The 14,592-nt window shown below is 55.4% G+C and carries 13 protein-coding genes and 1 pseudogene; 11 read left to right on the forward strand and 3 right to left on the reverse strand.

The window, feature by feature from the left end; genetic code table 11:
- Positions 1 to 27: 27 nt before the first annotated feature.
- The 6 genes from ACR0KW_RS17610 (at position 28) to ACR0KW_RS17635 (ending at position 9,433) form a co-directional block, all read left to right on the forward strand.
- Entirely contained in the window at positions 28 to 990 is a 963-nt protein-coding gene (locus tag ACR0KW_RS17610; RefSeq protein ID WP_480806173.1) for a TAXI family TRAP transporter solute-binding subunit, read from the forward strand.
- Positions 991 to 1,311: 321 nt separating this feature from the next.
- Entirely contained in the window at positions 1,312 to 2,364 is a 1,053-nt protein-coding gene (locus ACR0KW_RS17615; protein ID WP_480806174.1) for a helix-turn-helix transcriptional regulator, read from the forward strand.
- 568 nt (positions 2,365 to 2,932) lie between these two features.
- A complete protein-coding gene (locus tag ACR0KW_RS17620) occupies positions 2,933 to 4,054 on the forward strand; it encodes a TIGR03032 family protein (RefSeq protein WP_480806175.1) in 1,122 nt (373 codons plus the stop codon).
- 103 nt (positions 4,055 to 4,157) lie between these two features.
- Positions 4,158 to 7,856, forward strand: coding sequence for an autotransporter outer membrane beta-barrel domain-containing protein (locus ACR0KW_RS17625; RefSeq protein WP_480806176.1), 3,699 nt, complete (start codon positions 4,158 to 4,160; stop codon positions 7,854 to 7,856).
- Positions 7,857 to 7,997: 141 nt separating this feature from the next.
- On the forward strand, positions 7,998 to 8,324 hold the full coding sequence (locus tag ACR0KW_RS17630; RefSeq protein WP_480806177.1) for a hypothetical protein: 327 nt from the start codon (positions 7,998 to 8,000) through the stop codon (positions 8,322 to 8,324).
- A gap of 242 nt (positions 8,325 to 8,566) precedes the next feature.
- Positions 8,567 to 9,433 (forward strand): alpha/beta fold hydrolase, encoded by an 867-nt coding sequence (locus ACR0KW_RS17635; protein WP_480806178.1) that lies wholly within the window; start codon positions 8,567 to 8,569, stop codon positions 9,431 to 9,433.
- 172 nt (positions 9,434 to 9,605) lie between these two features.
- Here ACR0KW_RS17635 and ACR0KW_RS17640 read toward each other — a convergent pair whose 3' ends face one another.
- Entirely contained in the window at positions 9,606 to 10,496 is an 891-nt protein-coding gene (locus ACR0KW_RS17640) for a LysR family transcriptional regulator (protein ID WP_480806179.1), read from the reverse strand.
- Between the two features lie 95 nt (positions 10,497 to 10,591).
- On the opposite strand from ACR0KW_RS17640, the gene acdA reads away from it, so the two are divergent.
- The 5 genes and pseudogenes from acdA (at position 10,592) to ACR0KW_RS17665 (ending at position 13,560) form a co-directional block, all read left to right on the forward strand.
- Positions 10,592 to 11,809 carry a 3-sulfinopropanoyl-CoA desulfinase gene (gene acdA / locus ACR0KW_RS17645; protein ID WP_480806180.1) on the forward strand — a complete coding sequence of 406 codons (1,218 nt, stop codon included), beginning with the start codon at positions 10,592 to 10,594 and terminating at the stop codon, positions 11,807 to 11,809.
- 8 nt (positions 11,810 to 11,817) lie between these two features.
- Positions 11,818 to 12,135: pseudogene (locus ACR0KW_RS17650) on the forward strand (thiamine pyrophosphate-binding protein); the annotation flags it as partial.
- Positions 12,136 to 12,411: 276 nt separating this feature from the next.
- Positions 12,412 to 12,825, forward strand: coding sequence for a hypothetical protein (locus tag ACR0KW_RS17655; protein WP_480806181.1), 414 nt, complete (start codon positions 12,412 to 12,414; stop codon positions 12,823 to 12,825).
- A gap of 230 nt (positions 12,826 to 13,055) precedes the next feature.
- Positions 13,056 to 13,397: a tetratricopeptide repeat protein gene (locus ACR0KW_RS17660; protein WP_480806182.1), complete on the forward strand. Its 342-nt coding sequence runs from the start codon at positions 13,056 to 13,058 to the stop codon at positions 13,395 to 13,397.
- Between the two features lie 25 nt (positions 13,398 to 13,422).
- Positions 13,423 to 13,560 (forward strand): hypothetical protein, encoded by a 138-nt coding sequence (locus tag ACR0KW_RS17665; RefSeq protein ID WP_480806183.1) that lies wholly within the window; start codon positions 13,423 to 13,425, stop codon positions 13,558 to 13,560.
- Positions 13,561 to 13,742: 182 nt separating this feature from the next.
- Here ACR0KW_RS17665 and ACR0KW_RS17670 read toward each other — a convergent pair whose 3' ends face one another.
- Entirely contained in the window at positions 13,743 to 13,964 is a 222-nt protein-coding gene (locus ACR0KW_RS17670; RefSeq protein ID WP_480806184.1) for a hypothetical protein, read from the reverse strand.
- On the reverse strand, positions 13,965 to 14,324 hold the full coding sequence (locus tag ACR0KW_RS17675) for a hypothetical protein (RefSeq protein WP_480806185.1): 360 nt from the start codon (positions 14,322 to 14,324) through the stop codon (positions 13,965 to 13,967). It abuts the gene before it with no gap.
- Between the last annotated feature and the right edge of the window lie 268 nt (positions 14,325 to 14,592).

Raw genomic sequence — 14,592 nt, forward strand, 5'->3', positions numbered from 1 at the left:
ACAACACATATTCACAGGGAGGAAACGATGAAAAAGAACAGGATCTTAGCTACGGCAATGGCACTGTCGCTTGGAGTTGCGGCAGCTCAGGCAGAAGAGTTTGTCACGATTGGCACAGGTGGCGTGACCGGGGTTTACTATCCCACCGGCGGATCAATTTGCCGTCTGATGAACAAGAACCGCAAGGAAACTGGCGTGCGTTGCACGGTCGAATCCACAGGCGGTTCGGTTTATAACATCAACACCATCCGCGAAGGTGAATTGGAATTTGGCGTTGCACAGTCCGACTGGCAATTCCACGCGCTTAACGGCACCTCTAAATTTGAAGAAGCCGGACCTTTCGAAGACCTGCGTGCAGTGTTTTCCGTTCACGCCGAACCCTTCAACGTGATGGTGCGCGCAGACTCGGGGATCGAGCATTTTGACGATCTGGCGAGCAAGCGGGTCAACATCGGCAATCCCGGCTCTGGCCAGCGCGGCACCATGGAGGTGCTCATGGACGCCAAAGGCTGGACCAAAGACACGTTCGCCCTTGCCGCCGAGTTGAAGTCAGCCGAGCAATCCAGTGCCTTGTGCGACAACCAGATCGACGCATTCATTATCACGGCTGGCCATCCCTCGGGCAACCTGACCGAGGCTGCCACCACATGCGACGCCAAGCTGGTACCTGTGACCGGTGAAGCCGTAACGGGTCTGATCGACAACAACGCCTATTACCGCTCGGCCACAATTCCCGGCGGTATGTATCGCGGTACCGACAGCGACGTCGATACCTTTGGGGTCGGTGCAACACTTGTGACATCGGCCAACGTATCTGATGCGGCGGTTTATGCCTTGGTGTCGTCCATCTTCGAGAACTTCGACGATTTTCGCACCTTCCACCCGGCCTTCGCCAACCTGACCAAAGAGGAAATGGTCACGGCTGGTCTTTCAGCGCCAATCCATCCGGGCGCACTGAAATATTATCAGGAAAAAGGACTGTTGGAATAGGTCGGAACACTTTCGGAAGCGCTCGTCCAACACGTGCCGTGGCTGCGCTACCTATGTGTTGGATGAGGTTTCCGGCCAATGTCCGCTTCGTCTCAGTTCCACCGCGGCGTGGCGATTGTAGTGAAGGGCGGCCCCGGGCCATGCTCGAGAAACGGTTTCACGTCACAGGATTGGTATTGGGCTTACATTGTCCGCAGCCGAGAGCCCAACCCGTGAATTCGACGTTCTCTGTACGCCCTCGCAGCACTATTGTGCCCGTCTTGACGAAATGAGTATGTGCGGAACTCAAAGTGATAAAGGTACTGTCTTCAAAGGTTACTTATGGTAGAGCAAAACACGTTAATCTCCCACAGATTTGACACCAACTTGTCGCCGAAAAAGCAGCAATACGCGTTGTTTCGCGAGGAACTGTTCGACTTGGCGGGTTATGAAGTTGATCGCCCCGGACCTGTTGATGACCCGTTTAGCCTCACTGGCGAAGCCAAAATAACTCCGAAATTCTTGATTTACACATACCAAACCTTGACGCCGTGCGTCTTCCACAGATCGGAGCTTGGCATGGCGCGCGCGGAAAGGAACTACTTTGGAGTACACTTTCAATTCAAAGGAGAAGATCTGTCGACGCGTCATTCAGAAGGTTCGGCGCATACCAGGACGGGGGAGCTGCTTTCGCTCGACACCGAGCGACCGTTTTCCTACCAGCATAAAGGGGCGACGTCTTACTCGTTGAATCTGCATCGGAAGAAGATTCAGGAAGAGGTTCCTGGAATCTCGCAGCTACACGGCTTGGTGTTGCGAGACAGCCCGGTCACCAGAATTCTCAAAACTGCAATTACCGGCGTGTTCAGCGAATTGAATCACGCGGACGATCGCGAAATCGAAACGCTTTCTGATATGCTCTATCGCCTCACTGTCGACGCGTTCAGACATCAGCGGATACAGGAACTCGAAACGCGCGAAATCAGAGATGAAACCGTCCTTTGCACGGTTGTAGATTTTATCCATCGGAACTTCCATCGTCGTGACCTGACACCGGAAGTGATTGCCAAGGCAGTCGGAATATCACGTTCCAAATTGTACCAGATTTGCCAGCAAACGGACACACCTCAGCGCCTTATTCGATTGATACGATTGGAAAAAGCCGCGGGCCTGCTAAGGGCCGATGCCAACTGCAATATTGGTGATGTTGCCTATAAAACAGGGTTCTCTACTCGCCCGGCATTTTCCCGAGCGTTCATGGAACACTACGGTGTTTCACCGACAGACTACCGCGAGGGGCTACGGGAAAAATTGCCTGAGTTTCAAAGACTAATCCCACCGACCGGAAGGGACTGGAGACTGAGGTCTTCGCTAAAGGCGGCGGCACTAGGTTAACGCCGGGATGCCGGAGACCTCTCCGGACCTACAGGAAGGCTAGCTTATGTGAGTTATGAAACTCGCAACAATTCCTGCCAACTCAAAGCACTGCTTTTTTACGGCTCGGGGCCCGCTCCAAGTCCAGTCTTTTGCGTTTGCCAGTTGCGCCTCCAAAGCGGCAGTCGAATGGTTCAAAAAAGACCGAACCACATTGAATTTGAATGAGAGCGGCTGCCGTCCTGCGAGGTGGCGTTCTCGTCGAATCTTTAGGCTGAATTCTACGTAATCACTGTGTCGGTCAGGGCTGAGTTTTCCTGATCTTTCGACCTGCATTCACCTGTACCCGGCATCCAGCGCAGCACGAGATTCATTCCGTTCATAAATGGTACCACTGCGTCCAGCTCGGCGAATGCCTGCTCGAAACCAAATCCGTTCTAAGGCAATGAATTTACTGGTTCGGATGCTGATCCGGTACTCAGGGGTTTGGGATGCGACGCAGCAGGTCATCTTTCAGCCGCATAAGAGGCGGCAACACTGGTTCAAACAACCTTGCCGTTACGGCTTGGTCTCTGCCGGAGGACGCGCGATGAGCGATGTTCTCTGCGAACAATTTCAGTCTGGCGCAGCCGCTGAAAGTAACACAACGGGTTCTTCTCCGACGACACCCAAAGTTGACTATTCGGTCTCTGCGGGTCTGGCCGACCGGCTCGGAGGGCTTGGGCTGTCCATCGCCTTTACCTCCTACCAGTCGGGGTTCCTTTACATGGTGGGGGTCAAGCCGGGTGGTGGGATCAACATCCATCAGATGGCTTTCCCCCGACCAATGGGTATCCACCGTCATGGCGCGCACGGGTTGTCGCTGGCAGCAGACGATCAAATTCTGCACCTGCAGAACGTGCTGGATCCGCAGGAGCGTGTGAATGATCTGTTCGACGCCGCCTTCATGCCGCGTCAGAGCGAGTTTACCGGGCAGCTGGATCTGCACGACCTTGGCATCGACGCCGCAGGCAAGGCGATCTTCGTCAACACGCGATTTAATTGCCTCGCAACGCCGGACCCGCGCCACAGCTTTCGAGAGGTTTGGCGGCCCCCGTTCATATCATCGCTGGTGGATGAGGATCGATGCCACCTGAACGGGTTGGCGATGAAGGACGGGCACCCCCGATATGTCACAGCTGTCAGCCGGTCGGACACGATCGACGGTTGGCGCGACCGGCGTGCGGATGGGGGCATCGTTATTGATGTCGAGACGGGAGACATCGTTTGCGACAACCTGTCGATGCCGCATTCGCCGCGATGGCATGACGGACGGTTGTGGCTGCTGAATTCCGGCCGCGGAGAGTTGGGCACAGTCGAATTCGACCGGAACGGCAAGGGTTGTTTTGAGCCGCATGTTTTTTGCCCCGGTTTTGCCCGTGGTCTGGCCGTGCATGGTCGTTACGCCTTCGTCGGCCTGTCCAAGCCCCGTTACAAGCGGTTCGAGGGGCTGGAGCTTGAAGCCCGCCTTAACAAGGCCGACAGCGCGCCGTGGTGCGGACTCCAGATAATAGATCTTGAGACCAGGACTTGTGTGGACTGGCTACGGATAGATGGCGATGTGGCCGAGCTCTACGACCTTGAGCTTTTGCCGGGTCATCTCTGCCCGATGGCAGTTGCACCCGGCACCCCTGAGGCCGCAACGCTGATCACCCTTCCGAAGCAAGCATAGAAAACTCAACAATAAAATCAAAATTGGTACGGACATAATGAGTAAAACAGATCAGAGCACGAACCTGCCACACTATCGAGCACTCCTTCTGCGTGGCGGTCGGATGACAAAGTATAAGGGTCAAGTGGCAAGTTACGCGCCAGCATTGGGACGCATTCTTTCGGGCGTTTCTGCGGCGGCACTTGGCGCGACCACGCTGCTGACTGCAGGCTCTGCGCTTGCGGGTAGTTGTGGCCTGGAGGTCCCCGGCATTTATTTGTGTTCCGGGCCGGCTGATCCGATCAACGACACCAGCGTGACGATCATCAACGGCGCGCCCATATCTGTAGAAACGCTTCCCGGCTTTGGCATTGAGCCTTTCAATTCCCATAACGCCATTGATCTGTTCAGTAATTTGGGCGTGACGTTTACCGACAACAATGAGTCAACAATCATTTCGAAATCCAACGACGCGCTTCGAGCCGTCGTTTATGGCGGCGGCGATGTGACGGTGACCACGACCGGCACGCTCAGCGGAGCGCGCAACGGTATCTTCGCTCGAAAATACAGTGAGTTGTCGGAAGGGAGCATCTCAATTACAGCGGCGAATGTCAGCGGTGCGGCGGATGACGGGATTTATGCCAGGAACGACCGTGGCACGGACCTTTCAATCACAACCTCCGGGATCGTTTCAGGGGGCCGGTCTGGCATATTTGCGCTAAACACCGGTAGCGGTGCGACAACAATCTCGGCGGCAGGTGTCTCTGGTGCTATAGGTGACGGCATTTCGGCGGCGAATTCCGGTAGCGATCTTTCCATCACTGCAACTGACCGTGTCATCGGCGGCGATCGGGGGATTGCAGCCACAAACAATGGCACCGGCGCGTTGACGATTGCTGTTGAAGAGGTGGTCGGCTATGGCGCCGAAGGAATTTCTGTCCAAAACAGCGGCTCCGATCTGTCCATTACGGCGTCCGGACCGGTTCTGGGCCACTCCACCGGTATCGACGCATACAACGATGGCACGGGCGCACTGACGATCACAACTGCGGAAGTCACCGGGACCAACGGTTCTGGGATAAGGGCGGCAAATCACGGCTCCGGCACCAAATTATCGGTTACGGCATCGGGTACTGTGACGGGTGCTCGTGATGCAATTTACGCAAGTGGTCGCGGAACGACCGGAGGTATAACGATCGACGTCGGAGACGCGATCAGCACAGATGATGGGTACGGCATCAATGCTCGTAACTATGGCAGAGGATCGCTGGTGATCTCTGCGGCCAACGTCACCGGAACCGCCAACAATTCAGGTATTCTTGCCATTAACAGAGGCACCGACCTTTCGATCACGACAAGCGGGCATGTGACAAGTAGCTGGCGTGGGATTTCCGCAAGTAACACCGGCACCGGAGATATGACCGTTTCGGTCGCGGATGTGACATCAACCCGCCAAAACGGGCTGAACCTGAATAACTATGGTGCGAACCTGTCGGTCACATCCACTGGCACGATCAGCGGTGCTACGCACGGAATCCAGGCGCGAAACGACGGCTCCGGAGCCCTGACGATTGCAGCGAAGGATGTCACCGGAACCCTGGGCAGTGGCATCTATGCCCGAAACTTTGACTTTGGCACGGATCTTTCAATTACATCGTCGGGAGCCGTGTCAGGTGGGTCGTTCGGGATATACGCACGCAACGATGGCAGTGGAGCGCTGACGATTACGACGTCGGACGTCACTGGCACGACCGGACTTGTGGCCATTAACCGAGGCAGCGGTGCTCTGACGATTTCGACGTCTGATGTCACTGGCACCACTGGCAATGGTCTATTAGCACAGAACGAAAATGGTACCGATCTTTCAGTCACCTCCACTGGCATGATCAGCGGCGTTTCAAACGGGATACACGCCGAAAACTTTGGGTCAGGCCTGACATCAGTTACCGTGTCCGGCGCTGTTTCAGGGGGGTTTGGTGCCGGGATTCTGACCCGGACGCCCAGCGGGTCGAGCGTGATCACTCTCAACAGCGGTGCGTCGGTTTCTTCTTCGTCTGGCGAGGCGATTGTCGACGGTGATGGCGGCAATAGCCATGTCATTCTGCGGTCGGGATCAGCGATTGCAGGTGAGGTGCTGCTGAGTGACGGTATCGACGCGCTGACGATTGAAGGGGGTGCGGATATCAGCGCGGCAACTTTGTTCGACGGCGGTGATGGCACGCAAGATGCCGTGACCTTTTCGGCCTTCAACGGCAATTTCGACGGCGCTCTGTTCACCAATTGGGAAAACCTGACGGCAGACAATGGAAGTGTCCTGACTCTGGACAGTTCAGCATCAAATATTATTTCTCTTGCGGCAAACAACGGATCAACCATCGCAGCAGGGGAGGCAAACCTGTCTCTGAACAGCAACCTGCGGATCGACGCGACCAGCCGTTTCCAGGCTGGGTTTGGCGGATCGGGGGCGGTCAGGGTTGAAGGAGAAGTCAACAACGATGGTCTTATCAGTTTGGCGGATGGGCGCGGGGGTGATCGCCTGACCATTGGCGGCGATCTGACAGGGTCCGGCACTGTTGCGCTCGATGTTGATTTTGATGCCGGAACCAACGACCAGTTGATTGTGACAGGCAACAGCGTAGGGGCACAACAAGGCCTGCAGGTCCAGAAATCCGGTACTCTTGCAAATCTTCAGACTTATGCGCTGGCCACGGTTTCTGACACGAGCTCTGCCGCCGATTTCCATCTGGTGAACGGTGATTTCGTGACCAAAGGCGGAGAAACCGCAATCGTCGGAGGCGCGTATACCTTCCTGCTGGATTACGATCCGGCAACAGGTGAGTTCATTCTGTCCCCCTTCACTGCGAACGGTGGGGTGAACCTGAACCCGAACCGGGCGTTCCTTGCAGCTGGTGTCCAACAGTTCAGCGACCAGATTGCCTTGGATGGAGCGTTGCGCCGCCTGACCGGCAGAACAGACGCAGAAGACGCGAACACGGTCAGCCGATCTCTAATCGAGCTCAGCACTACCGATCAACCATTGGTCTGGCTGAACGCTGAAGGTGGGCGCGACCGCTATACGTCTGGTGATCGTACCAATGAAACGACCAGCGGCGGCCTGCGTGTCGGTGCCAGCCTGCCATTTGCCGAGATTGGCAGCGGCTCTCTGATTGGTGGGTTCGAGTTCGGGGCAACGACACTATCGACAAACAGCGAAACATCATTGGCGGACGGCACGATTGATACCGACGCCTATGATGTGACGTTGAGCGCGTTGTGGCTGGCTGATAGCCAACTCTATCTGGATGGCCAGGTGCGCTATGCGATCTTCGACAGCACGACCAGAGCCGCTGGTGGCCAGGAGTCCGATACGGATGGGGATGGCTTTGCCGCCTCCATCGAAGTTGGCAAGGTTTTCGCCCTTAATAATGGGCTGAACCTTATTCCCCAGGCGCAACTTCTCTACAGCAATGTCGATTCCGACGATCTCAACGATGTTTCAACCGATACGGCCGGAACGGTGTCTGACGGTGACACGCTGAGTGCGCGCATCGGTCTGCGGGCCGAGCGTGAGTTCGGCACCAGTGTCCTTTTTGGCCAGTTCGACTATTACCATGCGTTTGATGATGAAACGTCCGTGTCCTTTGGAAACGACACGGTTCTGACCGAACGCGGCAGGAACAACGTCGAGCTGACACTGGGTGGCCACATGGACATCACGGCAAACACCACGTTGTTCGGAGAAGTGTCCGCCCAGACCGGATTTGGCAGCAGCTCTGACGACTACGGCGTTGCTGGCCAATTGGGTTTCGAATTCCGGTTCTGAACCATACTCCACGAGATAAAGACGGTGCCTCCCCCCCCTCGTACCGTCTCTTGTGGGCCACCGCACCGCTCACTCACTTTATCAATCACGAGCAAAGGTGGCCCACAAACAATTTAACGATCAGACAGAAGGATCAACACAATGAAAACTCTAATCTCTGCAGCACTTGTCATGGCGGCATTGGCCGTTCATTCGCCGGCTCAAGCGGAAGATCTGGAATTCCTGCTCTACAACGACAGCAGTGCCGACCTGGTTGAATTCAACGTTTCCCCCGCATCATCCGATGATTGGGAAGCAAACCTCTTGGCGGGTGGCTATCTGGCTCCTGGGTATGAAATTGGCGTGGATATCGCAGACGGGCTAACGACCTGTGTCTATGATATCCGGGGCATCTTTGCCGACGGTTCCGAAGCCGAAGATTATTCGCTGAACCTATGTGATCTGGGTGAATATACATTCACCGACTAGGTAAGGCGTCATACTTAACGGCGAAAGCTCCGAGAAGTTGGAGCTTTCCACAAGCGCTTGATCCGATTGTCACCATTCAGGTCGCTCAGTTCGGAGTGGGCCCGAACTGACATCTGCATTTCACTATACGGACCAAAGAATAAGGTACCCAATAAGTAAGAACGCTCGTACCCTTGGATCATATCTCTGCCAGCACTCCAATGAACTCACAACCCAAGATTATTTCGTTTTAGGAGAACAACTTGATCGAACACATAACTCTCAGAGATGGTAGAACGCTCGCTTTCAGCACATACGGCGACCCTAACGGAACACCCGTGATTTTTAGCCACGGGTTTTCCGACTCTCATGTAATTCGTCAACCCGACGACAGCCTAACCGCCTCGCTTGGTGTGCGGTGGATTGCAGCAGACCAGCCCGGTGTCGGAGGGTCCAGTCCAAAGAAGGATCGGAAAATGGTCGATTGGGGCCCCGATATGGAGAATCTGGCTGATCATCTTGGCCTCGATACATTCAACGTAGCGGGCCATTCCGGCGGCGGCCCCCACGCTTTGGCGGTGGCATTTCACATGCCCGAACGTGTGCGCAAAGTAGCGCTCGCTTCTCCTGTGGCGCCATTTGATGAGCCCGGCGTGACCAAAATGCTGGTGCTGAAGGACCTGAAGACCATCGCGAAACTGCGCCATCTGACCTTTCTGATCCGTTGGGCAGAGCGTATGGGCGCCAATAGTGCAATGAAAGACATCCCTTCATATGTGGAGTCTGTCGTTGACCAAATGCCCAACGAAGCCAAAACAATACTCCGCAATCCAGAGCAGCAAGCCATTTTCGAAGAAAACTTTCGTCTTGGTTACTTACAACACGAGGAAGGTGTTTTCGAAATGACGATGGCGCTTTGGGACTGGGGATTTTCACCAAAGGAGATCCGGCAGCCAGTGGAGATGTTTTATGGTACCGCGGACGACATCATCTCACCGGAAATGCCACGGCACCTTTGCTCTGAGCTCCCCCGCTGCACAGCGCACGAGTGGGCAGGCGCAGGACATTATGGGTTTGTGGATCGCGAAAGGTGGACCGAATTTGTCGGTGCGGTTGCCAGTCTATCGTAGCAAGTCAATGGTAGCGATGTCCGCTTTTGGAGAGGCACACCATAGCGCTCTTGTCTCCAATTGACGGCCGCTGAGGGCCGGTGTTGAACGTGAATTTCTCGGTATTGCTCAGTGTTACACGGTTGCGTCAAGTTCCTCGTCGATTCAGCCGAGGTCGCGAGCGTGGGAAAGGTCAATCTTTTTTGCTCACAACGTGAGCCTCGTCGGCCGAAAACAACTCCGCGAGCACCGCCTCCCTTCCAGCCAGTGCGCCCTCGCGCACGGTCGCAAGAACGAGTTTTCTGGCTGATGTTTGGGGAAGCCGGATGCTTTTGACGTCGTCAGACCGATACCGCATAACATCGGGGGCGGGCAGAAGCGTAAAACCCAGACCCGCCGAGACACACTCCATGATCGCTTCAAGATTATCGAGGACAATAGTCTCGGAACCCTTTGGTCTTTCGTGCTTCAGCATCTCTCCAGCAATGAGTTTTCCGATCCCTGTGTCGGGCATGAAGTGAAAGAACGGCTGCGCATTCAATAAACCGCCGAGGCCGTCTTTCAGCAAGCTCTCATGGGCCGCAAAGACAAAGGGTTCCTCTCGAAGCACCAATTCCGCAAGCGCGTCGGGAACACCTTCGGCATCCGTGACAAGCGCGGCATCAAGCTGTCCGCTTACGATCTTCTCCTGTAGTGCCTTGGACAGGCCGGTTTCAAACGAGAAGGTCGCTTGCGGTGCGTGATGCTTTGCGTTGTTCAAGAAGCCCGGCAGCAGGCGAACGGCAGATGTTGTGACAAAACCAATTCGGAAATGCCCGACCAGCGTGTCTGTCGGGCGGCAGATTTCGAGAAGGCTATCTTCATGCTGCAGGAGGGGGATTGATGCCTCGACGATAGTCCGACCGATTGGCGTAAGTCGCGGTGGTCGCACGGTGCGGTCAAAGAGGTCAACGCCAAGCTCCGTCTCGAGTGCCTTCATCTGCATGGAGAGTGCGGACAACGTCATGTTTAGTTGCTCGGCCGCCTTTGCAAAGGAGCCGACCTTGGAGATCCGCATGAGGGTTCTGAGAGAGCGTGTCTGCATAACTTAAGAAATTATGTATTTGATATTAAATCTTATTATATTGAGTTGTATTTCCGCAAGCGTATTCTGGTGAAAACAGAAACGAGGGACACGCCATGACGCATCCGCTTGTGAACGTTGCAAGAGAACTGGCCCCAGGATTTGAGAAACGCGCCGCAGAGTGGGACAGATCGCGCACCTATTGTTGGCCGAACATTGGCGAGCTGGTTGATGTCGGCATCATGGGCATGTCTATTCCAAAGAAATATGGCGGGCAGGGCGCAAGTTTTCTGGACGTGACCATGGTGGTCGAAGAGATCGCGAAAGCCTGTACCCTAACGGCCCGCATCGTTGTCGAAGGCAACATGGGCGGTATCAGCGCGGTCATGGGGTATGGCAATGACGAGCAGAAGGCTTTTTGCGCTCAACATGTGTTGGCAGGAGACAAGCCCGCGATCTGCATCACGGAACCTCACGCAGGAAGTGCCGCGACCGAAATGCAGACTACCGCCCGGAAACAGGGTAACACATACATCCTCAACGGGACCAAGCACTGGATCACAGGTGGTGGGGTTTCGAAGCTCCACCTGGTATTTGCCCGCGTGCTCGATGAGGCAGGCGTGGAACAGGGGATTGGCGGCTTCATTCTGTTTGCCGACCCGATCTCGGGTAACATGCCAAGGGGGTTCACCGTAGTAGGTCGAGAATACACGATGGGCCTATGCGGTATGCCCGAAGCAGAATTGCGGTTCGAGAATGTCGTGATCGACGAGCAATGGCTAGTCAAACCACCTTCGGGTCTCAAGCGCGGTTTCGCCGACCTGATGAACGCCTACAATTCGCAACGCGTTGGTGCCGGCACCATTGCCATGGGTGTCGCGGCAGGGGCGCTCGCACATGCCAAACGCTATCTCTTACAACGCGAACAGTTCGGACGCCCGCTCGCTGAATTCCAGGGGCTTCAATGGATGCTCGCCGATATGGACACGCAAGTTCATGCGGCCCGGCTGCTTCTCCATGAAGCGGCGCGTTCACGTGGTCCAAATGGCAGTCAGTATCCAGACATGACGATGGCCGCCCGCGCCAAGCTCTTTGCGTCCGAGATGGCCATAAAGGTGGTCAGCGACGCGCTGCAAATGTTTGGAGCACGCGGCTACAGCGATCGCGAACCTCTGGAACGGATGTATCGCGACGTGCGCATGTTCACTATTGGTGGCGGGACCGCACAGATCCTTCGAACCCAAGTCGCCGGGAACATTCTTGGCATCAAAACACCCCAGACACGGGACGGATATACTTGCCTTGCCGACATGGCGCGTTACGCGGCTCAATAGGAGGCCCCATGAAAACTGACAAAGACCTGCGGGCCGCCGACCTCCTCGCCCGGCGGCTCCACGAGGCTGGTTGCCAGCACGCTTTCGGCATGCCCGGCGGAGAGGTGTTGACTATTGTAGACGCCCTCGAAAAGGTCGGCATCCAATTCGTCCTATGCAAGCATGAGAATAGCGCCGGCTTTATGGCCTAAGGGGCGCATCACATGAACGGAGCACCAGGTATTCTCGTGGCAACGGTTGGCCCTGGCGCGTTAAATGGTGTGAATGTTATCGCCAACGCACAGCAAGATCGTGTGCCGCGCATCGTCCTGGCCGGCTTGCGCGGCGAGGAGAGTATCGCAACACTTTGCCGCCGGGCAGGCATTGTCGAGAGCCTGTATTATTCCTAGTCGAAGGAATTCCTTGAGGCTGGAAAGAGCCGACTGGCTGGTGACACGGGGCGGGCCCAGCACAAGATCCGAACTGTGCATGGGAAGGGGTTCCGCTTTGTTGCTGAAGTCGACATCGCCGAGGCCAAAACACAAAATACACCGGCACCGGACGGGATTGTTCTTGCAGTTCTTCCGTTCCGAAGTTTGGGCACAAGTTCCAACGACCGGTTTTTGGCTGAAGGACTGACCGAAGACACGATCACCAACCTGTCCCGGTTTCGCGAACTCACCCTGTTGTCACATCGCACAACCGCGCAGTTGGCTTCGGAAAAGGTTTCAAACTCTGAGATGTCGGACAGATATGCGGTCACCCATGTTGTCGAAGGCAGCATCCGAAGGTCACAAAGCCAGTTGCTGGTGACTGTACAAGTGACTGAGGCACGAAACGGCAGGCTCGTCGCCACCGAACAATTCGATCGCGGCGGCGGACCCGAAGAGTTGTTGGATATTCAGGAAGACATAGCCGCCTTGATTGCCGGACGGCTTGGCAGTCGCCACGGACTGGTGGCGAAACACGCTGCGCGATCACTACCCGGCGGGCGGACGAGTCCCTGGGACACTTATTTTCTCGTTGCGCAGTTTTAAGAGTACTATCGGTCCTACGATCACTCTGTTCATGCTGACATTCGGGACAGGTTAAAGGATGCACTCGAAACTGATTCCCAATCGTCAGATGGGTGGGCGGCATATGCCATGCTTTTGCTGGAAGAATACCGATATCACGTCAACCAGCACCCCGATGTGGATGCCTTGGCGCTTTCGGCAGAAGCTGTACGCAAGGCGGTGAACGCGACGGGCTGAATGCGTTTGCGCAGATGACACTGGCGTTGACCATCTTCTATCAGATGGACATCACCGGATTTAGGGTTGCGGCCGAACGGGCGCTCGAGTTGAATTCCGACCATTGCGATGTGTTGGCCAAGATCGGTTCCTGCCATCTGTTCCTGGGTGAATATGATCGTGCGGTCGAATTGTTGGATCGCGCAATTGACCTGAGCCCAGTTCACCCCGGATGGTACCACTACGCGCGATGTTGGCTCTATGCCTCACAGGGCTTTACCGAGGTCGCGCTGATCGAGATCGAGAAAGTTCCCATGCCCAATTTTTTGGTATCAGGCGCATCTTGCCTGGCTTCATGGCGAATTGGGCAACACTGAGAAAGCCCAAGCAGCAGCCGAGTTCATGCGGGAAATGTTCCCGATCTTTGAGGACGTCGTCCATGAGGAAATCGCGTCGACCGGGATCACTCCGGAACACGGCGAGATGGCCGTGCGAGGATGGCGCAAGGCCGGGCTCAAAATTCCGGAATATCCGAATTAGGTCTTAGACGCCGCATTGCAGGTACGGCGATCAAACCGGAGACCGCAATGGCGGCGGCCAAAGCCGGATAGCGATAACAAGGCCTCCGATAATGCCCCCATTGCAAGCCCCAGAAGGTAGCGAGCCATACCTGCGGCTGGTGCGTCTGTCCGATTCAGGTAAAGCGGAAAGAACAGAAAAAGTCAGAATGTATTCAATAGGATAGTTGCGCCGATCAGCACCTCGAATTCAGACAGATAGGTCAGCCCGCCCGCAAATGCTGCGAGAAGCAGGCCAACGACCTGGGCGTGCAGGCTCAACTTCTTGGGCAAAATGCCAGCGAGGCAGAAACCCAATCCGGACAGCAAAAGGCTACCGGCCAGCCAGGCGCTGAGACTGCCAAGGTTCAGCTCTACCAAATACACTTAGAGAAAGGCCCAGTAGGCACCCATACAGATGAAAAACGGCAGCAAGCTAATGTCCTGCTTCCAGTTGAAGTGCCCTATCTTGCTCTGGTTTTGCACCGGAATTTTCCGCAACAACAAGATTACTTGTATCGCCGAAAGAAAGGCCAAAAGCGGCAGTAGTGAAATCTCGGCTACATGGATTGTAACCAACAGAATGAACGAAGCGGCACACCCAATGGCCATTCCATTGCCGATCATTCGCAGAGCCTTTGTTTCTGTGAAACTGCGCGACAGGGGTAGAGCCAGAACAATGCCCAACAACAGTCCGACACTACTCGCCCCGGCAAACAAAACCGACATTGAAATAGCGTTTACCATCGCAGCACCAACAATGCCGCAGCACGCTACTATCTATCCCAGCCGCGCGTGGCAAAGCTCTGTATCGCGTGTCGGATCCAATCGCGCACCCGACCGCAGAGGATAATAGGACGATGCTTGCCATCAGGCCGACCAATACATCCTAAATTCCGCTTTTGACGGCCAATTCGGCCAGCCAAATAGGCATCGTATTCAGAACGGTAACGGACAAGGCGATTATGAATAAACGCGTCAATTGATCACTCTCGCCAAATCAACGCCTATCACG

The sequence above is a fragment of the Ruegeria sp. CG11 genome (assembly GCF_056537245.1).